Genomic DNA, 26045 nt, shown 5'->3' on the forward strand with positions numbered 1-26045 from the left:
GGGCTTTCCCGTGGCGTTTGACTACAACCCCTACGACTTCCTGCCCAAGCTGCCGTCGTTCACGCTGACCTCCGAGTCAGTCACCGACGGCCAGCCGCTAGCCAACGATCAGGTCAGCGGAATCATGGGCGCCGGCGGCTCCGACGTCTCACCGCAGCTGAGCTGGTCAGGATTCCCCGAGGAGACGCGCAGCTTCGCCGTCACCGTCTATGACCCCGACGCGCCCACGGCCTCGGGTTTCTGGCACTGGGCGGTGGCCAACCTGCCTGCCACCGTCACCGACCTGCCCGCCGGCGTCGGCGACGGCAGCAGCAGCGGATTCCCCGGTGATGCGCTGACCCTGGCCAACGACGCCGGCCTGAAGCGCTACCTCGGCGCGGCCCCGCCGCCCGGACACGGTGTGCACCGCTACTTCATCGCCGTGCACGCGGTCAAGGTGGAAAAGCTCGAGCTCGACGGCGACGCCACCCCGGCGTACCTGGGCTTCAACCTGTTCTCGAACGCGATCGCGCGCGCCGTCATCCACGGCACCTACGAACAGAAATAGCCCGGCCCCGCTGCCGCGAGCAGACGCTAAAACCCCTAAAACACTGCCAAAAAGGGGGATTTCACGTCTGCTCGCGGCCAAAAGGCTCGCGCCGCACGGCCGAGCCGACGGCGTCGGACAGCGACGCGAAGCCGCCGTCGTGCAGGCGCGCGGCGATGCCGTCGTGGATGTGCTTGGCCCACATGCCGCCGCCGTACACGAACCCGGTGTAGCCCTGCAGCAGCGAGGCGCCGGAGGTGATGCGCTCCCACGCGTCGTCGGCGGTCTCGATGCCGCCGACGCTGATCAGCACCAACCGGTCACCCACCCGCCGATAGAGCCTGCGCAGGATATAAAGCGATCGCGCCGCCACCGGTGGTCCCGAGATGCCGCCGGGCCCCAGCTCGTCGACGCCGGGGCTGCGCAGCCCCTCGCGCGACACCGTGGTATTGGTGGCGACGATGCCGGCCAACCCCAATTCGACTGCCAGATCGGCGATTTCGTCGACATCCGAATCGGACAGGTCCGGTGCGATCTTCACCAGCACCGGCGTCGACGTCTGCGCCTGCACCGCCGCCAGGATGGGCCGCAGCGAGGCCACCGCCTGCAGGTCCCGCAGCCCCGGCGTGTTCGGTGAGCTGACATTGACCACCAGGAACGACGCCAACGGCCCGAGCAACCGCGCGCTTTCGGCATAGTCGTCGACCGCGTCCTCGGCCGGAGTTGCCTTGGTCTTGCCGATGTTCACCCCGATCGGTACGTCGGGAACGTCGCGGGCCAGTTTCATCGCCAGCTCACCGGCGCCGTAATTGTTGAACCCCATCCGGTTGAGCAGTGCGCGGTCCTCGGGCAGCCGGAACATCCGCGGCGCCGGGTTACCGGGCTGGGCCTGCGCGGTCACTGTGCCGACCTCGGCGTAGCCGAACCCCAACGCACCCCAGGTGCGTAGCCCGCTTCCGTTCTTGTCGAACCCCGCGGCGAGGCCGAGCGGCCCGGCGAAACGCACCCCGAACACCTTGCTGGCCAGCACCGGATCGCGGGGCGCCAGCCACGCCGTCAGCACCCGCCGCGTCGGGCGCAGATGGGTGATCCCACGCAGCAGCGCGAACACCCAGGTGTGGATGCGTTCGGGCGCGACCAGAAACAGCGCTCGCCGCAGCGCGCGGTACATCAGCGACTCACAGCGCGGGCTGCTCCGCGATACCGAACCGGTCCGCCGGTGTCTTTTTTCGGCGCAGCAGCACCCGCCGCGAGCCGTCGTTGTAGAGCCGGACCCGGGTCAGCTCCCACCCGCGGTATTCGGCCTCGATCGACAGCCGGATCGAAGCGCTGACCCGGGTCACGTCCGGCGGCAGCCGAAGCGGAATCCACTCGTAATCCTCGGACAGATCCTGGTCCCAACCAGGTGGCATCCGACCGCGGTGCATGGCGCTCACCCGGGCACCGCCGCATTCGCGATCACCTGCACACCTGCTCCCGAGCCCGACACCACATACAGCGTGCCAGACCGTTCGTCGTAGGCCAGGGCGTTCGGTTGATGCACGGTTCGATATCGCACCTTCTCGACGGGGATGCCGGTGGCCAGATCGTAGCCAACGACGGTGTTGCTCGCGGTCTGCGACACCCACGCCAGCGTCGAGGAGCCGGCCAGCCCGTAGGGCGCGTCGTGCACCGGATAGCGCTGGCGGAGGATCAGCGGGTCGATGCCGAACACCAGCAACTCGCTGCCGCGGGTGTCGGTGACCAGGACACGGCCGACGGGGTCGGCCACGATCGACGTCGCGCCCTCGCCGGCCCGAAGGGCCTGCCCGGCCTGGGTACCGTCGTCGGACACGGTGGTCACCGACGTCTGTCCGCGGTCCAGCACGATGGCCGTATTGCCTTGGGTGACAAGCGCATCCACCCGGGCGAAGGCCTTGAGTTCGGCGGCGACACCCGCATCGGCATCCAGTGTGTACACCGCGCCGTCAGCGCTGCCCAGCACGAACCTGCCGTCGCTGCGCCGGGCGATGGCGGTGAAGTCGGTGTCCTGCTGACCTGCCACGCTGACCGGCGTGGTCGCCCCCGTGGCGAGGTCGACGTCGAGGTAGCCGCCTTTGGTCGCGAGATATATCCGGCCGTCGCCGTCGCCGGTCATGGCCGTGGCCGCACCGGGTAGCGCCAACTCGCGGGTGGCGCCCGTCGACGCCATCACCGTCAGCACCGACGTTCCCGAGCTCAGCACCACCAACGACTCCGTCACCGGGTCGAAATTTGCGGCATACGCATCGCCGCGCAGCGGATACACCACACCGGCGGGCTCGGCGGTGACCGGCGGGGAGTCCGCGGCCTGCGCCGGGGGAATCGTCGCGGGCGGTGCGTCGACCGGGTTCGACGAGCATCCCGAAAACGAAAAAATAGCCAGCAGGGAAACGCATACGCGAAAGACCTGCATTCGCGCGTTTACAGAAGACGGCAAGGGGTAGCTCTCGGTTCGTGCGACGTTGATCCCGATCGAAAGGTCAGTCTATGCAGACTGCTCCTGGCAGCGCCCCGCCCGCTCGGCGGGGGTGCGCAAACTTTGGATTCAACAGCGGTATGGTGCGATCATGACCCTCGCGGCGGAACGGGACCTGGGCCACCAAGAGTTTGCTATAGAGGACATCTCGACTGGTGTACACGCCAGCGGGTTTGGCCAAGTCGGTGACGGACGAAGTTTTTCCTTCCGGATCGAACGGCAGCTGCTCGTCGTGGAGGTGTATCGCCCCCGGCTGACCGCCCTGGTACCTCAGGAAGAAGACGTCGTCGCCCTGGGCAGCCACAAGCTCACCGACATCGACCTCACTGACAAGCGCAGCCTGTCGGCGGCCGTGCGTGACGCGGTGGCCGCCGCGCAGCCGGTGGCGCGGAACGGGCGCTGACCGGGCCCACGGTACGGTCGTCGTCGTGACTGACGTGGCGGCGATGTCGTGGCTGCAGGTCGTCGTCCTCGCGATATTGCAGGGCCTCACCGAATTTCTGCCGGTCTCGTCGTCAGGTCACCTGGCGATCGCCTCCCGGTTGTTCTTCGACGACGACGCGGGCGCATCCTTCACCGCGGTCAGCCAGCTGGGCACCGAGTTCGCCGTCCTCCTTTACTTCGCCAGGGACATCGCCCGCATCGTCAAGGCATGGTTCGCCGGGCTATTCGCAGGCGCGAAGCGCAGCGCCGACTACTGGCTGGGCTGGTACGTCATCATCGGCACCATCCCGATTGGCGTGATCGGCCTGATGTTCAAAGACGAAATTCGCACGGGCGCAAGGAATTTGTGGGCGATCGCGATCGCGTTGGTGGCCTTCTCGTTCGTGATCGCCGCCGCCGAGTACTTCGGCCGCCAGACCCGCCGCCTCGACCAGCTCACCTGGAAGGACGGCATCATCGTCGGGCTGGCGCAGTGCCTGGCGCTACTGCCCGGCGTATCGCGGTCGGGCGCCACCATTTCGGCCGGGCTGTTCCTCGGGCTGAACCGTGAGGTCGCGGCCCGCTTCGGCTTTCTGCTCGCGATTCCGGCGGTGTTCGCCTCCGGACTTTTCTCATTGCCGGACGCCTTCGAACCCGCCGGCAAGGGGATGAGCGCCAGCGGACCCCAGCTGTTGGTCGCGACGCTGATCGCCTTCGTCGTCGGCTTCGCAGCCGTCGCGTGGTTCCTGCGGTTCCTGGTCCGCCACAGCATGTACTGGTTCGTCGGGTATCGGATCGCGCTGGGCACGCTGGTGTTGATCCTGTTGGGTACGGGGGTGATGTCGGCGACATGACGGTGATCCTGCTGCGCCACGGCCGCTCCACCTCCAACACCGCCCACACCCTGGCCGGCCGCTCCGACGGCGTCGATCTCGACGACCGGGGCCGCGCACAGGCGCAGGCGCTGGTGAGCCGGATCGGCGAGTTGCCGATCCGCGCGGTCGTGCGCTCACCGCTGCTGCGTTGCCAGCGCACGGTGGAACCGCTGGCCGCCGCGCTCGGCCTCGACGTCATCGTCGACGAGCGGATCAGCGAGGTCGACTACGGCGCCTGGACCGGCCGCAAGATCGGCGAACTGGTCAAGGAGCCGCTGTGGGCGGTCGTCCAGCAGCAGCCCAGCGCCGCGGTGTTTCCCGACGGCGAAGGCCTGGCCGCGGTGCAGGCGCGCGCGGTGGCCGCGGTGCGCGAGCACGATCGCCGGCTGGCCGAAGCCCACGACGGCGACGCGCTGTGGGTGGCCTGCACGCACGGCGACGTGATCAAGGCCGTCGTCGCCGATGCGCTCGGCACCCATCTGGACAGTTTTCAGCGCATCACCGCCGACCCCGCATCGATGAGCGTGATCCGTTACACCCCGGTGCGGCCCTTTGTTATCCACGTCAACCACACTGGCGCTCAGTTGACCTCCGCACTGTTGGCCAAACCGCCGAAGGCCGAAGGATCCGACCACGAGGTCCCGCCGGACGACGCCGTCGTCGGGGGATCCACCGGTTAGTAGCGGTTACGGCTGGCGAATCGTTGCCGGTATTTTGGGAGAGACCATGGCCCGCGCAATTCACGTCTTCCGCACCCCCGACCGCTTCGTGGCCGGCACGGTTGGGCAGCCGGGCAACCGCACCTTTTACCTGCAGGCCGTCCACGACAAGCGGGTGGTGTCGGTGGTCCTGGAGAAGCAGCAGGTTGCCGTGCTCGCAGAACGCATTTCTGCGTTGCTGCTCGAAATCAACCGTCGGTTCGGCACGCCGGTGCCGCCGGACACCGGTGAGGTGGAGGATCTGGACGCGCTGATCACGCCGGTGGACGCCGAGTTCCGGGTCGGCACCATGGGGCTGGGCTGGGATTCGGAGGCCCAGACCGTCGTCGTCGAACTCCTCGCGGTCTCCGAAACCGAGTTCGACGCGTCGGTGGTGCTCGACGACGCCGAGGACGGGCCCGACGCCGTGCGGGTGTTCTTGAGCCCCGAGTCTGCGCGCGAGTTCGCGACGCGCTCGAATCGGGTCATCTCGGCGGGCCGGCCGCCGTGCCCGCTGTGTGACGAACCGCTGGATCCGGAGGGTCACTTCTGCGTACGCACCAACGGTTACCGGCGCGGCGCCTTCGCAGAGTCCGACGATGACCCCGACATCTAGCGGGCCATCGGAGGTGCTGCGCGGCGGCGAGTTGACCGTCATCGGACGTATCCGCTCGGCCAGCAACGCCACGTTCTTGTGTGAGGCGCATCTCGGTGAACGCCAGGCGCATTGCGTGTACAAGCCGATCAAAGGTGAGGCGCCGTTGTGGGACTTCCCGGACGGCACGCTGGCGGGCCGAGAACTAGGCGCGTACCTGGTATCGGTGGCGCTCGGCTGGAACATCGTGCCCTACACCATTATTCGCGACGGACCGGCCGGGCGCGGGATGTTGCAGCTATGGGTGGACCAGCCCGGCGACGACCCCGACGACGAACCGGTGTCCGGCCCCGACCTCATCGATCTGCTGCCGGTGGGACACATTCCGCCCGGCTACCTGCCGGTGTTGCGGGCCTACGACTACGCCGGCGACGAGGTGACCCTGGTGCACGCCGACGATCTGCGGTTGCGGCGCATGGCCGTCTTCGACGTGCTGATCAACAACGCCGACCGCAAAGGCGGGCACATCCTGTGTGGTGTCGACGGGCACGTGTACGGCGTGGACCACGGCGTGTGCCTGCACGCCGAGGACAAGCTGCGCACCGTGCTGTGGGGCTGGGCCGGTAAACCCGTGGACGATCAGATGCTCGAATCGGTCAACCGGCTGCGCGAAGAGCTGCGAAACGGCTTGGGCGAGCAGTTGACTGAACACATCACCCGCCGCGAGATCGCCGCGCTGGAAGCCAGAGCCGTTGAGCTGCTGGCCAATCCGGTGATGCCGACACCCGACCGGCACCGCCCGATCCCGTGGCCCGCGTTCTGATGGCCGCGACGCATGGTCTACTGAGCCGGTGAGCCTGACGGATGCGGCATTGGCGGCCGAGGTGGCCGCCGAAGCCGGCGAGATGCTGCTGGGCATCCGTGAGGAGATCGGCTTCTGGGACCCTTACGACCTCGGCGACCTCGGTGACAAGCGCGCCAATGTGCTGATCCTGGACCGGCTGCGTCAGGCCAGGCCCGACGATGCGGTGCTGTCCGAGGAAGCCGTCGACGACCTGTCCCGGGTGCATGCCGACCGGGTCTGGATCGTCGACCCCGTCGACGGCACCCACGAGTTTTCGATCCCCGGCCGCACCGACTGGGCGGTGCACATCGCGCTGTGGCGCCGCGACGGCGGACCCAACGGGGCCATCACCGACGCCGCCGTCGCGCTGCCCGGGCGCGGTGAGGTGTACCGCACCGATACGGTGCCACCGCCGCCGCCGCGCGCCGACGGCCCGATCCTCATCACCGCGAGCTCCAACCGCCCGCCGGCGGTGCTGTGGTGGCTGCGCGAGCGGTTGGATATCCGGCTGGTGGCCATCGGCTCCGCGGGGGCCAAGGCGATGGCCGTGGTGCGCGGCGACGTCGACGCCTACCTGCACGCGGGCGGTCAGTGGGAGTGGGATTCGGCGGCGCCGGCCGGGGTGGTGCAGGCGGCCGGCCTGCATGCGTCCCGGCTCGACGGGTCCGAGTTGATCTACAACCGGCGCGATCCGTACCTGCCCGACCTGCTGATGTGTCGAACAGAACTGCGCGACGTGTTGCTCGACAGCATCCTGTCGGCCTACCGCAGCCGGTTTCGAAACTGACCGGGTGTAAGCGGGAATAGAACGGGAATAGAAACAGCCCCCTGCGTTGTCGGTCACGTCGATGCCTAGAGTCGAGATCATGAATTCGTGGCCGGCGCCCGTCGTTCCGGCGATCGCGGGTCGCAGTCCGCAACTGCGCCTCTACGACAGCGCCGACCGGCAGGTACGCCCGGTCGGCGCCGGTGAAACCGCCACCATGTACGTCTGCGGAATCACCCCGTACGACGCCACCCACCTGGGCCATGCGGCCACCTACCTCGCCTTCGACCTGGTGTACCGGATCTGGCTCGACGGGGGACACCGGGTGCACTACGTGCAGAACATCACCGACGTCGACGATCCGCTTCTCGAACGCGCGCAGCGCGACGGGATCGACTGGCGTGAGCTCGCCGAACGCGAAACCCAGCTGTTCCGCGAGGATATGGCCGCGCTGCGGGTGCTGCCGCCGCACGACTATGTGGCGGCCACCGACGCCATCGCCGAGGTGATCGAGATCGTCGAGAAGATGTTGGCCTCCGGCGCGGCCTACGTCGTCGACGATCCCGAGCATCCCGACATCTACTACCGTGCCGACGCCACCCGCCAGTTCGGCTACGAGTCCGGCTACGACCGCGACACCATGCTGGAGCTGTTCGCCGAGCGCGGCGGCGACCCCGCGCGGGCCGGTAAGAGCGACGAGCTCGACGCGTTGCTCTGGCAGGCGGCCCGACCGGGTGAACCCAGCTGGCCATCGCCGTTCGGACCGGGACGGCCCGGTTGGCATGTGGAGTGTTCGGCGATCGCGCTGAGCCGCATCGGCACCGGGCTGGACATCCAGGGCGGGGGCAGCGACTTGATCTTCCCGCACCACGAGTTCTCAGCGGCCCACGCCGAATCCGTCACCGGAGAGCGGCGTTTCGCGCGCCACTACGTGCATGCGGGCATGATCGGCTGGGACGGCGAGAAGATGAGCAAGAGCCTCGGCAACCTGGTGCTGGTCTCGGCGCTACGCGCTGACGGCGTCGACCCCTCCGCGATCCGGTTGGGCCTGTTCGCCGGGCACTACCGCACCGACCGGTACTGGAGCGACGCGGTGCTCACCGAGGCCAACGAGCGGCTGCACCGCTGGCGCACGGCGGCCGCGCTGCCCGCCGGTCCCGACGCCACCGACGTGGTGGCGCGGGTGCGTCGCTACCTGGCAGACGATTTGGACACCCCGAAAGCGCTCGCCGCGCTGGACGGTTGGGCCACCGACGCGCTCGAGTATGGCGGCCACGACACCGAAGCCCCGCGCACCGTGGCGGCCGTGACCGACGCGCTGCTGGGTGTGGAGCTGTAACCGGGTGCACCCGCCGGGTAATTTTGGCGCCATGACTTCTGTGCACGGAAAAGTCGCGTTGATCACCGGCGCCGCCAGCGGCATCGGAGCCGAAGTGGCGCAGCGCCTGCATGCCAAGGGCGCCCGCCTGGTGCTGACCGACCTGGACGACGACCAACTGCAGAAGGTGGCCGCACGCCTCGGCGGAGAGCGGGTGCTGACCACCGTCGCCGACGTGCGTGACCTGCAGGCCATGCAGGCCGCGGTGGACCAGGGCGTGCAACGCTTCGGCGGCATCGACATCGTGATCGCCAACGCGGGTATCGCGACGGCCGGCTCCGTGCTCGGGGTGGATCCGCAGGCGTTTCAGACGCTGATCGACGTCAACGTGGTCGGCGTGTTCCACACCGTGCGCGCCGCACTGCCGTCGGTGCTCGACCGGCGCGGCTACGTGCTGGTCATGTCGTCGGCAGCCGCCTACGCAGCCGGGGCCGGGATGGCGGCATACGACGCCTCGAAGGCCGGCGTCGAACACTTCGCCAACGCGCTGCGGCTGGAGGTTGCCCACCGCGGCGTCGACGTCGGCTCGGGCCACATGCTGTGGATCGATACGCCGATGGTGCGCGAGGGCAAGGCCGATTCGGCCGCCTTCCGCGAGATGATGCGACGGCTGCCGGGGCCGTTGGGCACGACCACGTCGGTACAGAAGTGCGGCGAAATCTTCGTCGAGGGCATCGAAGCCCGCAAACGCCAGATCAACTGCCCGCGCTGGGTCGGCTTGATGCGGTGGCTCAAGCCGCTGATGGCGTCGCAGCTAGGCGACCGCATCACCGCTAAATCGGTGCCGGAGCTGCTGCCGCAGATGGACGCCGAGGTGGCCGCCCTCGGACGCTCGATGAGCGCACGCACCGAAGGCCTGGAAAAGCGGTGATCCGCCGCGCCGCGGCGCCGGTGAGCCCGGAGCAGGCGAGGGCAATCGCCAAAGAGGCCTACATCTACGGTTTCCCGTTGGTCGACAGCTGCCGCATCCAGTACTCCTACTTCGTCGATCGGCAGGATCCGGAGTACAGGGGCGGATTCAACGAAGTTCACAGCGAGGCAAGGCTTTTCACACCCGAGGACAAGGCGGTGCAGACGCCGAACGCGGACACGCCGTATTCGATGCTGGGTGTCGACCTGCGCACCGAGCCGCTGGTGCTCACCGTTCCGCGGATCGAACAGGACCGCTACTACTCGCTGCAGTTCATCGACGGCTACACCTACAACGTCGCGTATATCGGCAGCCGCACCACCGGAAACGACGGCGGCAAATACCTTCTGACCGGTCCTGACTGGGACGGCCCGAAACCCGAAGGCATTGACGAGGTCATCCGGTTCGACACCCAGCTCGGGTCGGTGATCTACCGCACCCAGCTGTTCGGGCCCGCGGATCTGCCGAACGTCGAGGAGATCCAGGCCGGATACACCGCGACGCCCCTGTCGGCATACCTGAACCAACCGGCGCCCGAGCCGGCCCCTCCGATCGACTTCGTGCCGCCGCTGCGCCCGGATCAGCAGCGGACGTCGCCGCAGTTCTTCGAGATTCTCGGGTTCACGTTGCGGAGCATGCCGACGTTGCCCGAAGAGAAGGAACTGCGTGAGCGGTTCGCGTCCATCGGGATCGGGCCCGACGGCGACTTCGAAGCGGACAAGCTCTCAGCGCAGATGCGCTCGGCCGTACAAGCCGGTATGGCGGACGCGTGGGTCGAGCTCGACACGCTGACCAAGGACAAGATCGAAACCGGCGAGGTCGGATCTGCGCAGTTCTTCGGCACCGCAGCGGATCTGAACGGCAACTACCTCTACCGGATGGCGGGCGCGGTGTACGGCATCTTCGGCAACACCGCGGCCGAGGCGGTATATCCCGGTCTGGCCGTCGATGCCACGGGGGCGCCGCTGACCGGAGCCAACGACTACGTCGTGAAGCTGCCTGCCGGCCAGCTGCCCCCGGTCAACGCCTTCTGGTCGGTGACGATGTACGAGATGCCGCAAAGCCTGCTGGTGAATAACCCGATCCAGCGCTACCTGATCAACTCGGAGATGCTGCCCGGCCTGGTGCCCGACCCCGACGGCGGATACACCGTCTATGTGCAGAACGCATCGCCCGGTCTTGCCCGAGAGGCCAACTGGTTGCCGGCTCCGAAGGGCCCGTTCCAGATGGTCATGCGGCTGTACTGGCCCAAACCCGACGCGCTGAACGGCACATGGAAGCCACCGCAGGTGGTGAAGGTCTAGCCGCGGAAACCCGGACCGCGACGGCGTAGATACCGCTCGAACTCGGCGGCTAGCGCGTCGCCGTCGATCTTGCCGAGCACGTCGTGCATATCCACCTCGGCGTCACCGCGCTGCTCGAGTGACTGCACGTACTCGGCGATCTCGTCGTCGTCGGCCGTCATTTCCGAGACCGCCTGCTCCCACTCCTCGGCTTGGGCGGGCAGGTCGCCGAGCGGCACCTCGACGTCGAGCACGTCTTCCACCCGGCGCAGCAGCGCCACCGTGGCCTTGGGGCACGGCGGTTGCGACACATAGTGTGGCACCGCCGCCCAGAACGTCACCGCCGGGATACCGGACTGCACGCACGCGTCCTGAAGCACCCCGGCGATACCGGTCGGGCCCTCGTAGCGGGTCTCCTCGAGCCCGAACGTCTCCGCGGAGTCCGACGAGTAGGCCGCCCCGGACACCGGCACCGGCCGGGTATGCGGGGTGTCGGCGAGCAACGCGCCCAGGATCACCACGGTCTGCACGTTGAGCTTGTCGGCGATCGCCAGCAGCTCGGCGCAGAACGTACGCCACCGCATATTGGGCTCCACTCCGTTCATCAGCACGATGTCGCGCCCCGACCCCGGGGGCCGGCAGTGCGAGATGCGCATCGAGGGCCACACCAACTCCCGGGTGACGCCGTCGACCTGGCGGATCACCGGCCTGTTGACCTGGTAGTCGTAGTATGACTCGTCGTCGATCTCCACGAGCGGTTCAGCGCCCCAGACCGCCTCCAGGTGGCCCAGCGCGTCGCTGGCGGCGTCACCGGCGTCGTTCCAGCCTTCGAAAGCCGCAACGATGATGGTCTCGTTGAGTTTGGGCAGGCCCGGGCGGTTTTCAGATGAGCCGCTTGCATCCGACAGGGTCACAACGCCAGCGTAAGCCCTGTGCGGGGGAGAGGAGCGCCATCGCCGCACGAGCCGACTTGAACCGGGCGACTACCCTGTATGCGTGGCTGAGGTGAAGCAACCGGCCGCTACCGGCCGCCAGCGGCCAGCCGAGGCCACCAAGACGAAATACGTTCAGCTGCAATTCGGTTAATGCGGACTGTCACCCGCGGGCACGGCGATTCGCAGCGACGAGGAGACGCCAAACAGGTTAGGACGTAGACTTTGCTGGTCGAGAGGCGTTGCAACGGCTATCTGGGGGGCGGGGTTCCCCTCGGTATCCGCCACGCTCGACGAGGTCAACAAGGACGCCTTCCGTTACGGAAGGAGCGCCATGACTGAATTTGAGCCCAATATCCGCCCGGACTGCACCGACGAACTCGCGGCCACGCTGCGCCAACGGATCATGGTCATCGACGGCGCGATGGGCACCGCGATCCAGCGCGACCGGCCAGACGAAGCCGGCTACCGCGGCGAGCGGTTCAAGGACTGGCCGAGCGATCTTCAGGGCAACAACGACCTGCTCAACCTGACGCAACCGCAGATCATCGAGGCGATCCACCGCGAATATCTGGAAGCGGGCGCCGAAATCCTGGAGACCAATACGTTCAACGGGAACGCGGTCTCACTGTCCGACTACGGTATGGCCGAGCTCAGCTACGAGCTGAACTACGCCGGCGCCGCCCTGGCGCGCACAGCCTGCGACGAGTTCGCCACCCCGGACAAGCCCCGCTACGTCGCCGGGGTACTGGGGCCCACCACCCGGACCGCGTCGATCTCACCGGACGTCAACGATCCGGGGGCCCGCAACGTCACCTACGACCAGCTCGCCGCCGCCTACCTCGAAGCGGCCAACGGCCTGGTCGACGGCGGTGCCGACATCCTGCTCGTCGAGACCATCTTCGACACCCTGAACGCCAAGGCGGCGGTGTTCGCCATCGAGACGCTGTTCGAGGAACGTGGACGCCGCTGGCCGGTGATCATCTCGGGCACCATCACCGACGCGTCCGGGCGCACGCTGTCCGGTCAGGTCACCGAGGCGTTCTGGAACTCGATCCGGCACGCGAAACCGCTGGCGATCGGCCTCAACTGCGCGCTGGGCGCGCCGGAGATGAGGCCCTACATCGCCGAGGTGTCGCGGATCGCCGACACCTTCGTCTCCTGCTATCCGAACGCCGGGCTGCCCAACGCCTTCGCCGAGTACGACGAGACCCCCGAGCGTCAGGCCGGATACCTCGCCGACTTCATCGAGGCGGGCTTCGTCAACCTGGTCGGTGGGTGCTGCGGCACGACGCCTGCGCACATCGCCGAGATCGCCAAAGTCGTCGAGGGCAAAGCGCCGCGGCAGGTGCCCGAAATCCCGGTGGCCACCAGGCTCTCGGGGCTGGAGCCGCTCAACATCGATGACGACTCCCTGTTCGTCAACATCGGTGAGCGCACCAACATCACCGGTTCGGCCCGGTTCCGCAACCTGATCAAGGCCGAGGACTACGACACTGCGCTGTCGGTGGCCCTGCAGCAGGTCGAGGTCGGTGCGCAGGTCATCGACATCAACATGGACGAGGGCATGATCGACGGCGTGGCCGCGATGGACCGGTTCACCAAGCTGATCGCTTCAGAGCCCGACATCAGCCGGATCCCGGTGATGATCGACTCCTCCAAATGGGAGGTCATCGAGGCCGGTCTGAAGAACGTACAGGGCAAGCCGATCGTCAACTCGATCTCCATGAAGGAGGGCGAGGAGAAGTTCATCCAGGAGGCCCGGCTGTGCCGCAAGTACGGCGCCGCCGTCGTCGTGATGGCCTTCGACGAAGAGGGCCAGGCCGACAACCTGGAGCGCCGCAAGGAGATCTGCGGGCGCGCCTACCGGATCCTGACCGAGCAGGTCGGCTTCCCGGCCGAGGACATCATCTTCGACCCGAACTGCTTCGCGCTGGCCACCGGGATCGAGGAGCACGCGACCTACGGCATCGACTTCATCGAGGCCTGCGCCTGGATCAAGGAGAACCTGCCCGGGGTGCACCTCTCCGGCGGCATCTCCAACGTGTCGTTCTCGTTCCGCGGCAACAACCCGGTGCGCGAGGCGATCCACGCGGTGTTCCTCTATCACGCCATCAACGCCGGGCTGAGCATGGGCATCGTCAACGCCGGCGCGCTGGTGCCCTACGACTCGATCGACCCCGAGTTGCGGGACCGCATCGAGGACGTGGTGCTGAACCGTCGCGAGGACGCTGCCGAACGGCTCCTGGAGATCGCCGAACGGTTCAACAGCACCGAGAAGTCGGAGGATCCGGCCGCCGCCGAGTGGCGCAACCTGCCGGTCCGCGAACGGATCACGCACGCGTTGGTCAAGGGCATCGACGCCTACGCCGAGTCGGACACCGAGGAGCTGCGGGCCGAGATCGCCGCGGCCGGCGGTCGCCCCATCGAGGTGATCGAGGGTCCGCTGATGGACGGGATGAACGTCGTCGGGGATTTGTTCGGCTCGGGCAAGATGTTCTTGCCCCAGGTGGTGAAGTCGGCCCGGGTGATGAAGAAGGCCGTGGCGTACCTGCTGCCGTTCATCGAGGCGGAGAAGGAAGCGTCGGGCACGGCCGCCGAGAAGGACACCAACGGCACGATCGTGATGGCGACGGTGAAGGGCGACGTCCACGACATCGGCAAGAACATCGTCGGGGTCGTCCTGCAGTGCAACAACTTCGAGGTGATCGACCTCGGTGTGATGGTGCCCGCGCAGAAGATCCTGGCCGCGGCCAGGGAACACGACGCCGACATCATCGGGCTGTCCGGGCTGATCACCCCGTCCCTGGACGAGATGTCCAACTTCGCCGTCGAGATGGAACGCGAGGGCCTGGAGATCCCGCTGCTGATCGGTGGCGCCACCACCTCGCGGGCCCACACGGCCGTGAAGATCTCGCCGCGGCGCAGCGGCCCGGTGGTCTGGGTCAAGGATGCTTCGCGCTCGGTGCCGGTGGCCGCCGCATTGCTGGACGACAAACAGCGGCCGGCCCTGCTGGAGGCCACCGAGAAGGACTACGCAGCACTGCGCGATCGGCACGCCAAGAAGAACGAGCGGCCGATGTTGACGCTGGACAAGGCCCGCGCCAACCGGACGCCGATCGAGTGGGACGGTTACACACCGCCGGTGCCTGCCCAGGGGCTCGGGGTGCGGGAGTTTCTGGACTACGACCTCGCCGAACTGCGCGAGTACATCGATTGGCAGCCGTTCTTCAACGCCTGGGAGATGAAGGGTCGCTTCCCCGACATCCTCAACAACCCGTCGACCGGCGAGACCGCCCGCAAGCTGTATGGCGACGCCCAGGAAATGCTCGACACCGTGATCAAGGAGAAGTGGCTGACGGCCAACGGGGTGATCGGGTTCTTCCCGGCCAACGCCGTCGGCTCAGGTAATGGGGACGACGTCGAGGTCTACACCGACGAGACCCGCACCCAGGTGTTGACCACGCTGCACAACCTGCGCCAGCAGGGTGAGCACCGCGAAGGCATCCCGAACCGCTCGCTGGGTGACTACGTCGCGCCCAAAGACACCGGGCTGGCCGACTACGTCGGCGCGTTCGCTGTCACCGCGGGGCTGGGCAGCCAGGAAAAGATCATGGAGTTCAAGGCGGCGCTCGACGACTACAGCGCGATCCTGCTGGAGTCGATTGCCGATCGGCTGGCAGAGGCGTTTGCCGAACGGATGCACCAGCGGGTCCGCACGGAGTTCTGGGGATACCAGCCCGACGAGCAGCTCGACAACGAGGCACTGATCGGGGAGAAGTACGTCGGAATCCGCCCGGCCCCGGGTTATCCGGCGTGCCCGGAGCACACCGAGAAGGCGACGCTCTGGGAGTTGATGGACGTGCACAAGCGCACCGGCATCGAGCTGACCGAGTCGATGGCGATGTGGCCCGGTGCTGCGGTCAGCGGCTGGTACTTCTCGCACCCGCAGTCCCAGTACTTCGTGGTCGGCCGGGTGGCCCAGGATCAGGTCGCCGACTACGCCAAGCGCAAGGGTTGGACGCTGAAGGAAGCCGAGCGCTGGCTGAGCTCGAACCTCAGCTACAACCCGGAGGACTGAGCCTGACGTCGATGCCGATACCCACGCCGATCTGCTGCACGATTTCGGGTTCGCCGAGGTGGCCGGTGACGGCGCTGACCCCATCGGGCAGGCTGGCCTTGGCGGGAGTTTTTGGTCAGTGCGCGGATGTCGTTGCAGCCCAAGTCGATCAGGTGGTCGACAATGCGGCGACCGATGTTTCCGGTGGCTCCCGTCACGAGAATTGTCACGGATTTCACGCTCCGCGCCGGCCATGACACAATCGCGAACATGCAGGCCGTGCTGCTCGATATGGATGGCACCCTCGTCGACTCCGAAAAACTCTGGGACGTCTCGCTGGCCGCGCTCTACACCGAACTCGGTGGCGGGTTGACCGCGAAGGTCAGGGCGTCGCTGGTGGGCAGCTCCGCCGAAGACACCATCCGCACGGTGTACGCCGACCTCGGCCTCGACGCGGACCCGGCCGCGATGGCCGAATCCGACCGTTGGCTGCATACCTACACCGCCGGGCTGTTCGAGGACGGGCTGCCGTGGTGTGAAGGCGCCCGTGAAATGCTGGAAGCGCTTGCCGCCGAAGCAATTCCGATGGCATTGGTGACCAATACGCAGCGCCTGCTGACTGAGCGTGCGCTGAACAGCATTGGCAGGCATTACTTTTCGGCAACTGTCTGCGGCGACGAGGTGCGTCGCGGCAAGCCCGCGCCCGACGCCTACCAGCGGGCCGCCGACCTGCTCGGGGTGGCGCCGGCGAAGTGCCTGGCGATCGAGGACTCCGTCACCGGCACCGCCGCCGCCGAGAACGCCGGCTGCCCGGTGCTGGTGGTACCCAATGACGTCGAGGTACCCGCCGGGCCCCGGCGCCGACACGTCGATTCGCTCGCGGGTTTGGACGCTGCGGCGTTGCTGAAGATCTACGCGCAACTGACGGGAGAACTCGGCGAACAGCCCGCCTGACGCGGGCGCCAATGATTCAATGTGTCTCTTGTCACGCATGCTGCGGAGGGGCGACTCATGAGTCATTCACCGGCTGGCGCACCCGAATCCGGATTGGATTACGAGGAGACGGAGCACGCCGGGCGGGTCGTGCGGATCGCGGCCGTGGCGGCCCTGGGCGGGCTGCTGTTCGGATACGACAGCGCGGTGATCAACGGTGCGGTCGCCGCGATCGAGGACGAGTTCGCAATCGGCGGCCTCGGGTTGGGCTTCGCGGTGGCATCGGCTTTGCTGGGGGCCGCGGTCGGCGCGATGACCGCGGGCGGGCTCGCCGACAAAATCGGCCGCCTGGCGGTCATGAAGCTCGCGGCCATGCTCTTTTTGATCAGCGCGTTCGGCACCGGTTTGGCGTTCAACTTCATCGGTGGCAACGACGACCACTATCTCGGCCTGCCGAGCGGCCTGTGGATGCTGGTGGTGTTCCGCATCGTCGGCGGCGTCGGGGTGGGTGTCGCCTCGGTGATCGCTCCGATGTACATCGCGGAGACCTCGCCGCCGCGGATCCGGGGCCGGCTCGGCTCGCTGCAACAGTTGGCGATCGTCACGGGCATCTTCTTATCGCTGGCGATCGATTACCTGCTGGCCCACCTGGCAGGAGGGTCCGGTGAAGTCCTGTGGCTCGGCATGGAGGCGTGGCGCTGGATGTTCCTCATGATGGCGGTCCCGGCCGTCGTCTACGGCTCGCTGGCGTTCACGATCCCCGAGTCGCCGCGTTATCTCGTTGCGAAATACCGGATTCCGGAAGCGCGCAGGGTCCTCACCATGCTGCTGGGGGAGAAGAACCTGGAGTTGACGATCACCCGCATCCAGAAGTCGCTCGAGGCCGAGAAGCCGCCGTCATGGCGTGATTTGCGCAAGCCCACCGGCGGCATCTACGGCATCGTGTGGGTCGGCCTGGGGTTGTCGATGTTCCAGCAGTTCGTCGGCATCAACGTGATCTTCTACTACTCAAACATCCTGTGGGAGGCCGTCGGCTTCGATGAGAGCCAGGCGTTCGTCATCACGGTGATCACGTCGGTGACCAATATCGTCACGACGTTGATCGCGATCGCGCTGATCGACAAGGTCGGGCGCAAACCCCTGCTGCTCGTGGGTTCGACGGGTATGGCGGTCACGCTGAGCACGATGGCGGTGATCTTTGCCACCGCGGGCACCGAGGTCGTCGACGGCGTGGAACAACCGGTGCTCCAAGGGGCATCGGGGCCGATCGCGCTGGTCGCGGCGAACCTGTTCGTGGTGTCGTTCGGCATGTCGTGGGGCCCGGTGGTCTGGGTGCTGCTCGGCGAGATGTTCCCCAACCGTATCCGCGCTGCGGCGCTCGGCCTGGCCGCGGCCGGACAGTGGGTGTCCAACTGGCTGATCACCGTGACGTTCCCTGGTCTGCGCGACCATCTGGGCGCGGCGTACGGCTTCTATGCGGTGTGCGCGGTGCTGTCGTTGGTGTTCGTGTGGCGCTGGGTGGCAGAGACCAAGGGTAAGCACCTGGAGGATATGCAGCAGGACATTCCGGTGTCGAAACCCCGTGCTGGCTAAACCCGCGTGACCCGCACCGGTCCGGCGTGAAACAATCGCAGGCCGTGAAGACCTTCGAAGCGCTGTTCGCCGAACTGTCCGAGCGCGCGCGGACCCGGCCGGCAGGCAGCGGAACCGTCGCAGCGCTCGACGGCGGCGTGCACGGGCTCGGTAAGAAGATCCTCGAAGAGGCCGGCGAGGTGTGGCTGGCCGCCGAACACGAGAGTGACGAGGCCCTGGCCGAGGAGATCAGCCAACTGCTGTACTGGACGCAGGTGTTGATGCTCGCGCGGGGGCTCACGCTCGATGACGTCTACGCGAAGCTATGACCGACATGCTGCGCGTCGCCGTCCCGAACAAGGGCACGCTGTCCGAACCGGCCTCCGAAATCCTGTCGGAGGCCGGATACCGGCGCCGCACCGACTCCAAGGACTTGACGGTCGTCGACGTCGCCAACCACGTCGAGTTCTTCTTCCTGCGGCCGAAGGACATCGCCACCTACGTCGGGTCGGGCGAGCTGGACTTCGGTATCACCGGACGTGACCTCGCCGCCGAATCCGATGCGCCGGTGACAGAACGTCTGGCGCTGGGGTTCGGCTACTCGACTTTCCGCTACGCGGCGCCTGCCGGGACCACCTGGCGGGTCGAGGACCTCGCAGGTAAGCGGATCGCCACGGCATTTCCGAATCTGGTCCGAAAAGATCTGGCGGAAAAGGGAATTGAGGCCACGGTCATCCGCCTCGATGGTGCGGTGGAGATTTCGGTGCAGCTGGGCCTCGCCGACGCGATCGCCGACGTGGTGGGTTCGGGCCGAACCCTCGGGCTGCACAACCTGGTGGCGTTCGGAGAATCGCTGTGCGATTCAGAGGCGGTGCTCGTCGAACGCATCGACGCCTCCGACGACAACCGCTCGGCCCGCGACCAATTGGCCGGACGCGTCCAAGGCGTGGTGCGGGGCCAGCAGTACCTGATGCTGGACTACGACTGTCCGCGCAGTGTGCTGGACGCCGCGATCGCCGTCACGCCCGGCCTGGAATCGCCCACCATCGCGCCGCTGGCCGATACGGCGTGGGTGGCCGTGCGCTCGCTGGTACCGCGCCGCGACGTCAACGCCATCATGGACCAGCTCGGAGCCATCGGCGCGAAGGCGATCCTGGCCTCCGATATCCGGTTCTGCCGCATCTGATTCACCCGGCCGGCACGCGTGGGCCGTGTTAGCGTCCGAAAGGCGTATTCACCGGTCGGAGGTCGACATGACGCAGGCTCTGGTTATCTTGCTCGCGCTACTGATCGGTGTGATCGCCGGCCTGCGGTCGTTCACCGCGCCCGCGGTGGTGTCATGGGGCGCGGTACTGGGCTGGATCGACGTGGGCGACAAGTGGTCTGAGTGGATGGCGCATCCGATCACCGTCACGGTGTTGACGATCTTCCTGCTGGTGGAGTTGGTCACCGACCAACTGCCGCAGACACCGAGCCGCAAGACGACGCCCCAGTTCGTCTTCCGGCTCATCATGGGCGCCTTCGCCGGTGCCGTCATCGGCAGCGCCTTCTTCCACACGTTCAGCGCGCTGGGCGCCGGAATGGTGGGTGCGGTGCTCGGCACCCTGGCCGGTGCGGCGGCGCGCGAGCGGCTGGCATCGCTGCGCAACGGCCAGGACCGCCCCGGCGCCATCCTCGAGGACATCGTCGCTGTCGGCGGCGGATTCCTCGTCGCCTTCCTCGTCAGCCTCATCTGAGCGGCAGCCGATGGCAGAGAAGTTCGACGCGATCATCGTCGGCGCCGGTCAGGCGGGGCCACCGCTGGCGGGACGGCTGACCGAGGCCGGGCAGACGGTCGCGGTGATCGAACGCAAGCTGGTCGGCGGCACCTGCGTCAACTACGGCTGCATCCCGACCAAAACCCTGGTGGCCAGCGCCCACGCCGCTCAATTGGCGCGTCGCGGCGCCGAATACGGGGTCGGCACAGGCGAAGTCACGATCGACATGCGAAAGGTCAAGGCCCGCAAGGACAGCATCGTCAACGACGACCGCGAAGGTGTGGAGTCCTGGCTGGCCGGGATGTCGGGGTGTACGTTCCTCCGCGGCCACGCCCGGTTCGAGGACCCGCACACGATCCGGGTCGACGACCGGGTGTTGGAGGCCGACAGGATCTACCTCAACGTCGGCGGTCGCGCGGTGGCCCCCGATATGCCCGGGTTGTCTGACATCGACTACATGACCAACGTCGGCATTCTCGAACTCGACGCCGTGCCTGAGCATCTGGTGATCATCGGCGGCAGCTACATCGCGTTGGAGTTCGCGCAGATGTACCACCGGTTCGGCGCCGGCGTCACGGTGATCGAGAAGGGCCCGCGGTTGACGTCACGGGAGGACGAGGACGTCTCGGCCGCCATCAAAGAGATCCTCGAAGCCGAGGGGATCGAGGTGGTCGTCGACGCCGACGCGATCCGCTTCACCAAAACCGACGACGGCTTCGAAGTCGTCCCGAGCGACGGTGCGGCACCGATCGCGGGAACCCATCTGCTCGTCGCCGTCGGCCGCACGCCCAACACCGACGACCTGGGGCTCGACAAGGCGGGGGTTGCGACCGACGATCGCGGCTACATCGTCGTCGACGACCAGCTGCGAACCAACGTCGAGCACATCTGGGCAATGGGCGACTGCAACGGCAAGGGCGCGTTCACGCACACGTCGTACAACGATTTCGAGATCGTCGCGGCGAACCTGCTCGATGACGACCCGCGCCGGGTGAGCGACCGCATCACCACCTACGCGCTCTACATCGACCCGCCGCTGGGCCGCGCCGGGATGACCGAGGCCCAGGTGCGCAAGTCCGGGCGAAAGGCGTTGGTGGGCACGCGCCCGATGACGCGGGTCGGTCGCGCGGTGGAAAAGGGGGAGACGCAAGGCTTCATGAAGGTGGTCGTCGACGCCGAGACCGAGAAGATCCTCGGTGCGGCGATCCTCGGCGTCGGCGGCGATGAGGTGATTCACGCGATCCTCGACATCATGACCGCCGACGAGCCCTACACCGCGATCTCGCGCACGATGCACATCCACCCGACGGTCAGCGAATTGGTGCCGACGATGCTGCAGGAGTTGAAGCCGCTCGACTAGGGCCGCGCCAGGTCGAGCACCATCGTCGCCACCGCCAGCGCGAGAAAGATCGTCGGGTAGGCGATGTTGTGGAACACCCGGTAGCGCACGTGGATGGCGACCGCGCCGATGAAGAACAGCACCAGGCCGACCGCCGCCGCGAGCCCGATGACCGGCACGCCGGCCAGCCCGACGATCAGGCCGGCCGCTCCGGCGGCCTTGAGCACACCCAGCGGTGTGATGGAGCGGTCCGAGAGGTGAACGGCGGCGGCGTTGTCGAGCACGAATTGGGCACGAGCGAAGTCCGCGACGGCTGCCGCGACGTTGACGACGGCGGTGACCGCCGTGACGATGACGTACGCGGTGGTCAGCATCAGCGAGCCGCCGACGCTACTGCGGGAGACGACGCCGCCGGGGTGACGGACCGGCCGACCTTGAGTTGGCGGGTCACGATCGCCACCCGCCAACCGAGGTGCCGGCAGGTCTGCACATCGGACGGATGCACCCGATCGGGGTCGGCGTCGATGTCGGTCTGCGCGCCGGCGCCCAGCCAGAAGCCCAGGCGGTTGAGATCGTTCTGACTGCTGCCCGAACTGTTCCATCCAGGACCCAAACCCAAACTGACCCAATGCATATGGTGCTGGGCCGCGAAGACCGCCATCGACACCAGCGTGTTGAGCTTGTCGCCGCTCTTGGCGCCGGAGTTGGTGAACCCCGCCGCGACCTTGTCGCGCCAGTCGCCGTTGGCGCAGCGCCGTCCGGTCTTCTCGGCGAACGCCTGAAAGCCCGCCGACAGATTGCCCATGTAGGTGGGGCTGCCGAAGATGATGCCGTCCGCCCCGTCGAGAACGTCCCAATCCGTTTCGGTCATCTGGTCCACCGACAGCAGCGTGACCGCGGCGCCGGCCTCGCGCGCACCGGCGGCCACCGCGCCGGCGAGCGTGGCGGTGTGACCGAATCCGGAATGGTAGGCGATAACAATCGTAGCTGCGGCGATATCGGATCCGTTGTGAGACATGTCAGTTCGCTTCCTGATGGGCGAGTTTGTTCACTTCCAGCCGACGGCCCTCCCAGTCCGGCAACTCGGTGCCCGCCAGATAGGCCGCCAAGCGGTCGAGGTAGGCGTGGCTGCCACCGTAGAAGCCCGACGCGTTGCGGACGCTCAGGCCGCGGTGGCTGAATCGCAGCAGCGTGCCGTCGCCGTCGGGCGCCAACTCGTAACGCACCACGCCGTCCTCGACGATGGGCTGCTTCCACTCGTGTTCGAACACGCGCGGTGGATCCCAGACCAGAATGCGCCCGTTCATCCGCTTGCGTTCGGGCGGCAGCGGCGGGTCGGTCGCCACCATCTCGATCGAACCGCCTTCGCGGGCATCGATCGTCGTCTCGCCGAACCACTGCGCCCGCTGCGCTGGATCGGTGATGGCCGACCACACCGCCTCGATCGGAAAGGGCAGACGGCGTTCGAAATTCAACACGGCGCGGTCGCCGTCGACCGTCAGCCGGCCGTCGAGTTCGGTCACTGTGACTCCTTGTGCGTGCGTTCCAGGTGCCGCTCGAGGGCGTCGAGGTGATCGGTCCAGTAGCGGCGGTAACGGTTGATCCATGCGTCCATGGCGACGAGCCCGTCGGCGCGCAGCGCGTAGATCCGGCGCTGCGCGTCCGGCCGAACCTCGACCAACCCGACCTCGCGCAGCACGCGCAGGTGGCGGGACACGGTCGGCTGGGTCAGGCCGGGCAGGGTCGCGACGAGCTCACCGGCGGTGCGTTCACCGTCGATCAGCGCGTCGAGCAGTGCCCGACGACTCGGCTCGGCGACGGCTTCGAAGACATCCACCCATCGAGTATCGCATCTCGTCTATATAGATGCAAACACATATAACTCCTAGGGGTGCCCGCGGCGGAGCGCATCAAAACGGAGTTGGCCGATCTCGGAGATGTTCTTCGTCAGTTCCACGTTCACCCACAGCGCGGTGTGGGTGAACGTGAGCTCGGAACCCCACGGGTACGGTCATCGGCGGCGTTGCACCAGCAGCGTCTGCGCCGAGGTGCCGATGAAGCCGTGCCGGTCGAACAGATCGGCGGTGGTGACACCGATCCCGTCGGGACCGATCGAACCCCGCGCGCGCAACGCGAAGTCGCTGCCGACGGGCAACCGGTGCAGGTGCACGGCGGTGTCGGTGTTCATGAACAGGAACTCCGTCGGGTCCAACGCGGCGCCGGCCCCGTTCGCGGAATCGACCACCATCGCCAGGCGCTGCAGATCCGTCGTCGGCTCGGCATCCACCAGCGGCACCAGCGGGCCCAACCACACCACCGCGGACTCGCCCTCGGTAACGCGCTGCCTGCGCCAGCTCACCGTCTCCAGGTAACCCTTGGCGCCCTCCCAACTGTGCGGCACCGACAACGCCTCACCCTCGACCAGCGGGGGATAGCGGTCGGTCGCCACGTCGGCAGTATCGCTGGTGGCCAGCAGCCACGCCGTGACGCGCGCCACCACCCGGTACGTACCGTCGGGTTGCGCCGCAGCCATTTCGGCGACCATCAACGAGATCCGCCTGCCCGGGCGGTCCACCCAAGCCCGCACCCGCACCCGCGTCACCGGGATCGCGCCGAGGATGTCGAGCGTCAACCGGCCGATCCGCAACCCGGAATCGCCGGCGAGAGCCTCGATGTGCTTGGTCATCAACGCCAGCGGCGGAGAGCCGTGCTGGATTTCGGGATCCCAGTTGCTGCGGGTGCCGTCGGTGGAGTCGAAGACCGCGTAATCGCCGTCGACGCCGACGCGGCGGAAATAGCAGTCGATCACGCGGCCGGCTCCGCGCCGCGCAGCACCACGTCGTCACTGGACCCGCGGCCGTCATCGGGTGCCTGCGGCCAACCCGGATACGGCGGGGGTGTCCCGCCGAACACCGGACAGTGCGCGTGGTGGGCGCACCAGTCACACATCCGCGACGGGCTGGGCCGGAAGTCGCCGGTGGCGCCCGCGGTTTGGATGGCCCGCCAGATCGCCGACAACGTCTTCTCGAACCGCAGCAGCTCCTCGATGTCGGGCGTGTAGTCCAGAATCTGACCGTCGGCCAGATACAGCAGCCGCAGCCGGGTGGGCACCACCCCGCGCGAGCGCAGCACCGCCACCGCGTAGAACTTCATCTGGAACATCGCCTTGAACTCGGCGTGTGCGCGCGCCTCCGGTGGGGCCTTGCCCGTCTTGTAGTCGACCACCCGAAGCTCACCGGTGGGCGCGACGTCGATGCGGTCGACGAACCCGCGCAGCAGCGTGCCGTCCGCGAGCTCGACCTCGACGCGTTGTTCGCAGCTCTGCGGATCGAACCGGGTCGGATCCTCGAGTCGGTAGTAGCCCGCCAGCAACGCCCGCGCCTCATCCAGCAGCGCCGGGTCGATCTGATCGGCGAGCTCGGGCTCGGCGGCCACCAGCCGTTCGGCGGCCGGCACGACGAGCGTCCTCGCCGTCTCCCAACGCCGCTGGTCGGCCGGCAGCGCGTAGAGCTGCTCCAGCGCGGCGTGCACCACCGAACCGCGCACCTGAGCGGCCGACGGCGGCTCGGGCAACCGGTCGATGGCACGGAACCGGTACAGCAGCGGGCACTGCTTGAAGTCGGCGGCCCGCGACGGCGACAGCGCCGGACGCCGGGCCGCCCGTTCGTCCGGCACGTCGGTCATAGGGGCAGCCTAAGACTGAGCTCCGACAACCCCGGACAGCCGTGGCGGCGAGTCGACTGGCACGCTAAACGGCTGTGGCAGGCAACTCGCGGACCGGTCCGTTCGCCGTCGGCGATCGGGTTCAGCTCACCGATGCAAAGGGCAGGCGCTACACGATGCTGCTCACCCCCGGCGGCGAGTTCCACACGCATCGCGGCATCATCTCGCTGGACACCGTGATCGGCCTGCCGGAGGGCAGCGTGGTGAAGTCCACCAGCGGTGACCAGTTTTTGGTGCTGCGCCCCCTGCTCGTGGACTACGTGATGTCGATGCCGCGCGGCGCGCAGGTCGTCTATCCCAAGGACGCCGCGCAGATCGTGCACGAAGGCGACGTCTTCCCGGGCGCCAGGGTGCTGGAGGCCGGCGCGGGCTCCGGCGCGCTGACGTGCTCGCTGCTGCGCGCCGTCGGCCCGGAGGGCCGGGTCACCTCCTACGAGGTGCGTGCGGACCACGCCGAGCACGCGGCCCGCAATGTGGCCACCTTCTTCGGTGAGCGGCCGGGCAACTGGGAGTTGGTGATCGGCGACCTCACCGACTACGCGGGCGCCGAAGTCGACCGCGTGGTGCTCGACATGTTGGCGCCGTGGGAGGTGCTGGAGACGGTGGCCGGTGCCCTGATCCCGGGTGGGGTGCTGATGGTCTACGTCGCGACGGTGACCCAGCTTTCGCGCACGGTGGAGGCGCTGCGCGCGCAGCAGTGCTGGACCGAGCCCCGGGCCTGGGAGGGCATGCAACGCGGCTGGCACGTCGTCGGCCTCGCGGTGCGTCCGGAACACACGATGCGCGGACACACGGCGTTCTTGATCAGCGCGCGCAGGCTGGCGCCGGGAACCGTCGCGCCGCTGCCGAGCCGACGCAAACGCCGGCTCGGCGGCTAGTCGCTCGCCCAGACCGACGCAATGGTCGAATCCGCCGCGCGGAAACGACCAAAGCG

28 protein-coding genes and 1 pseudogene are annotated in these 26045 nt (G+C 67.6%); 18 read left to right on the top strand and 11 right to left on the bottom strand.

Annotated elements, in window-relative coordinates; genetic code table 11:
* Positions 1–10 precede the first annotated feature (10 nt).
* Positions 11–547, top strand: a complete 537-nt coding sequence (locus tag ABQE44_RS20570; protein ID WP_448394202.1) for a YbhB/YbcL family Raf kinase inhibitor-like protein — start codon at positions 11–13, stop codon at positions 545–547.
* Between the two features lie 61 nt (positions 548–608).
* Here ABQE44_RS20570 and ABQE44_RS20575 read toward each other — a convergent pair whose 3' ends face one another.
* From ABQE44_RS20575 to ABQE44_RS20585, 3 genes are read right to left on the bottom strand one after another with little or no spacing between them, the layout of a single operon-like run.
* Positions 609–1697 carry a quinone-dependent dihydroorotate dehydrogenase gene (locus ABQE44_RS20575; protein WP_448431679.1) on the bottom strand — a complete coding sequence of 363 codons (1089 nt, stop codon included), beginning with the start codon at positions 1695–1697 and terminating at the stop codon, positions 609–611.
* A gap of 7 nt (positions 1698–1704) precedes the next feature.
* Entirely contained in the window at positions 1705–1953 is a 249-nt protein-coding gene (locus tag ABQE44_RS20580; protein ID WP_448431745.1) for a DUF5703 family protein, read from the bottom strand.
* A gap of 5 nt (positions 1954–1958) precedes the next feature.
* Entirely contained in the window at positions 1959–2960 is a 1002-nt protein-coding gene (locus ABQE44_RS20585) for a YncE family protein (protein WP_448431681.1), read from the bottom strand.
* A gap of 154 nt (positions 2961–3114) precedes the next feature.
* Here ABQE44_RS20585 and ABQE44_RS20590 point away from each other — a divergent pair, with 154 nt between their 5' ends.
* From ABQE44_RS20590 to ABQE44_RS20630, 9 genes are all read left to right on the top strand, one after another.
* Positions 3115–3426 carry a hypothetical protein gene (locus ABQE44_RS20590; RefSeq protein WP_448394198.1) on the top strand — a complete coding sequence of 104 codons (312 nt, stop codon included), beginning with the start codon at positions 3115–3117 and terminating at the stop codon, positions 3424–3426.
* 43 nt (positions 3427–3469) lie between these two features.
* Positions 3470–4300 carry an undecaprenyl-diphosphate phosphatase gene (locus ABQE44_RS20595; RefSeq protein ID WP_448431747.1) on the top strand — a complete coding sequence of 277 codons (831 nt, stop codon included), beginning with the start codon at positions 3470–3472 and terminating at the stop codon, positions 4298–4300.
* The gene (locus ABQE44_RS20600; protein WP_448394197.1) at positions 4297–5001 is read left to right on the top strand and encodes a histidine phosphatase family protein; all 705 of its coding nucleotides are present in this window, start codon (positions 4297–4299) and stop codon (positions 4999–5001) included. Before ABQE44_RS20595 ends, ABQE44_RS20600 begins: the two co-directional genes overlap by 4 nt.
* A gap of 46 nt (positions 5002–5047) precedes the next feature.
* Positions 5048–5635, top strand: a complete 588-nt coding sequence (locus ABQE44_RS20605; RefSeq protein ID WP_448410688.1) for an Rv2134c family protein — start codon at positions 5048–5050, stop codon at positions 5633–5635.
* Positions 5619–6437 carry an Rv2133c family protein gene (locus ABQE44_RS20610; RefSeq protein WP_448394195.1) on the top strand — a complete coding sequence of 273 codons (819 nt, stop codon included), beginning with the start codon at positions 5619–5621 and terminating at the stop codon, positions 6435–6437. The genes ABQE44_RS20605 and ABQE44_RS20610 overlap by 17 nt, the downstream gene beginning before the upstream one ends.
* A 28-nt stretch (positions 6438–6465) precedes the next feature.
* Positions 6466–7245 (top strand): 3'(2'),5'-bisphosphate nucleotidase CysQ, encoded by a 780-nt coding sequence (locus ABQE44_RS20615; RefSeq protein ID WP_448394194.1) that lies wholly within the window; start codon positions 6466–6468, stop codon positions 7243–7245.
* A gap of 79 nt (positions 7246–7324) precedes the next feature.
* Complete coding sequence (mshC, locus tag ABQE44_RS20620; protein WP_448394193.1) at positions 7325–8563, top strand: cysteine--1-D-myo-inosityl 2-amino-2-deoxy-alpha-D-glucopyranoside ligase; 1239 nt, start codon at positions 7325–7327, stop codon at positions 8561–8563.
* A 31-nt stretch (positions 8564–8594) separates the two neighbouring features.
* Positions 8595–9473 carry an SDR family oxidoreductase gene (locus tag ABQE44_RS20625; protein WP_448394192.1) on the top strand — a complete coding sequence of 293 codons (879 nt, stop codon included), beginning with the start codon at positions 8595–8597 and terminating at the stop codon, positions 9471–9473.
* Positions 9470–10816, top strand: coding sequence for a DUF1254 domain-containing protein (locus ABQE44_RS20630; RefSeq protein WP_448431683.1), 1347 nt, complete (start codon positions 9470–9472; stop codon positions 10814–10816). Before ABQE44_RS20625 ends, ABQE44_RS20630 begins: the two co-directional genes overlap by 4 nt.
* On the opposite strand, the gene ABQE44_RS20635 is transcribed toward ABQE44_RS20630, so the two are convergent.
* Positions 10813–11709, bottom strand: a complete 897-nt coding sequence (locus ABQE44_RS20635) for a PAC2 family protein (protein WP_448394190.1) — start codon at positions 11707–11709, stop codon at positions 10813–10815. The genes ABQE44_RS20630 and ABQE44_RS20635 overlap by 4 nt on opposite strands.
* A gap of 352 nt (positions 11710–12061) precedes the next feature.
* Between ABQE44_RS20635 and metH the strand changes: the two genes are divergently transcribed.
* The gene (metH, locus tag ABQE44_RS20640) at positions 12062–15808 is read left to right on the top strand and encodes a methionine synthase (RefSeq protein ID WP_448394189.1); all 3747 of its coding nucleotides are present in this window, start codon (positions 12062–12064) and stop codon (positions 15806–15808) included.
* 55 nt (positions 15809–15863) lie between these two features.
* Here metH and ABQE44_RS20645 read toward each other — a convergent pair.
* Positions 15864–16017: pseudogene (locus tag ABQE44_RS20645) on the bottom strand (NmrA family NAD(P)-binding protein); the annotation flags it as partial.
* A 40-nt stretch (positions 16018–16057) separates the two neighbouring features.
* Here ABQE44_RS20645 and ABQE44_RS20650 point away from each other — a divergent pair.
* From ABQE44_RS20650 to ABQE44_RS20675, 6 genes are all read left to right on the top strand, one after another.
* Positions 16058–16741, top strand: a complete 684-nt coding sequence (locus tag ABQE44_RS20650; protein WP_448431685.1) for an HAD family hydrolase — start codon at positions 16058–16060, stop codon at positions 16739–16741.
* A 57-nt stretch (positions 16742–16798) separates the two neighbouring features.
* A complete protein-coding gene (locus ABQE44_RS20655) occupies positions 16799–18313 on the top strand; it encodes a sugar porter family MFS transporter (protein ID WP_448394187.1) in 1515 nt (504 codons plus the stop codon).
* 26 nt (positions 18314–18339) lie between these two features.
* Positions 18340–18621 (top strand): phosphoribosyl-ATP diphosphatase, encoded by a 282-nt coding sequence (locus tag ABQE44_RS20660; protein WP_448394186.1) that lies wholly within the window; start codon positions 18340–18342, stop codon positions 18619–18621.
* 5 nt (positions 18622–18626) lie between these two features.
* A complete protein-coding gene (gene hisG, locus ABQE44_RS20665) occupies positions 18627–19478 on the top strand; it encodes an ATP phosphoribosyltransferase (protein WP_448394315.1) in 852 nt (283 codons plus the stop codon).
* Positions 19479–19545: 67 nt separating this feature from the next.
* Complete coding sequence (locus tag ABQE44_RS20670; RefSeq protein WP_448394185.1) at positions 19546–20028, top strand: DUF4126 family protein; 483 nt, start codon at positions 19546–19548, stop codon at positions 20026–20028.
* 10 nt (positions 20029–20038) lie between these two features.
* Entirely contained in the window at positions 20039–21409 is a 1371-nt protein-coding gene (locus ABQE44_RS20675) for an FAD-containing oxidoreductase (RefSeq protein WP_448394184.1), read from the top strand.
* Here the strand turns inward: ABQE44_RS20675 and ABQE44_RS20680 are convergent.
* The 6 genes from ABQE44_RS20680 to ABQE44_RS20705 all read right to left on the bottom strand — a co-directional run bounded on the left by ABQE44_RS20680 (position 21406) and on the right by ABQE44_RS20705 (position 25072).
* Complete coding sequence (locus ABQE44_RS20680; RefSeq protein WP_448431687.1) at positions 21406–21762, bottom strand: DoxX family protein; 357 nt, start codon at positions 21760–21762, stop codon at positions 21406–21408. The two genes, ABQE44_RS20675 and ABQE44_RS20680, sit on opposite strands and share 4 nt — an antisense overlap.
* The gene (locus ABQE44_RS20685; RefSeq protein WP_448394182.1) at positions 21762–22406 is read right to left on the bottom strand and encodes a flavodoxin family protein; all 645 of its coding nucleotides are present in this window, start codon (positions 22404–22406) and stop codon (positions 21762–21764) included. Before ABQE44_RS20685 ends, ABQE44_RS20680 begins: the two co-directional genes overlap by 1 nt.
* Before the next feature lies 1 nt (position 22407).
* A complete protein-coding gene (locus ABQE44_RS20690) occupies positions 22408–22911 on the bottom strand; it encodes an SRPBCC family protein (RefSeq protein ID WP_448394181.1) in 504 nt (167 codons plus the stop codon).
* Positions 22908–23225, bottom strand: a complete 318-nt coding sequence (locus ABQE44_RS20695) for an ArsR/SmtB family transcription factor (RefSeq protein WP_448394180.1) — start codon at positions 23223–23225, stop codon at positions 22908–22910. The genes ABQE44_RS20690 and ABQE44_RS20695 overlap by 4 nt, the downstream gene beginning before the upstream one ends.
* A 174-nt stretch (positions 23226–23399) precedes the next feature.
* Positions 23400–24197, bottom strand: coding sequence for a thioesterase family protein (locus tag ABQE44_RS20700; protein WP_448431689.1), 798 nt, complete (start codon positions 24195–24197; stop codon positions 23400–23402).
* The gene (locus tag ABQE44_RS20705) at positions 24194–25072 is read right to left on the bottom strand and encodes a RecB family exonuclease (RefSeq protein WP_448394178.1); all 879 of its coding nucleotides are present in this window, start codon (positions 25070–25072) and stop codon (positions 24194–24196) included. Before ABQE44_RS20705 ends, ABQE44_RS20700 begins: the two co-directional genes overlap by 4 nt.
* 74 nt (positions 25073–25146) lie before the next feature.
* On the opposite strand from ABQE44_RS20705, the gene ABQE44_RS20710 reads away from it, so the two are divergent.
* Complete coding sequence (locus ABQE44_RS20710; protein ID WP_448394177.1) at positions 25147–25989, top strand: tRNA (adenine-N1)-methyltransferase; 843 nt, start codon at positions 25147–25149, stop codon at positions 25987–25989.
* Positions 25990–26045 lie beyond the last annotated feature (56 nt).

Source organism: Mycolicibacterium sp. XJ2546 (assembly GCF_053483195.1).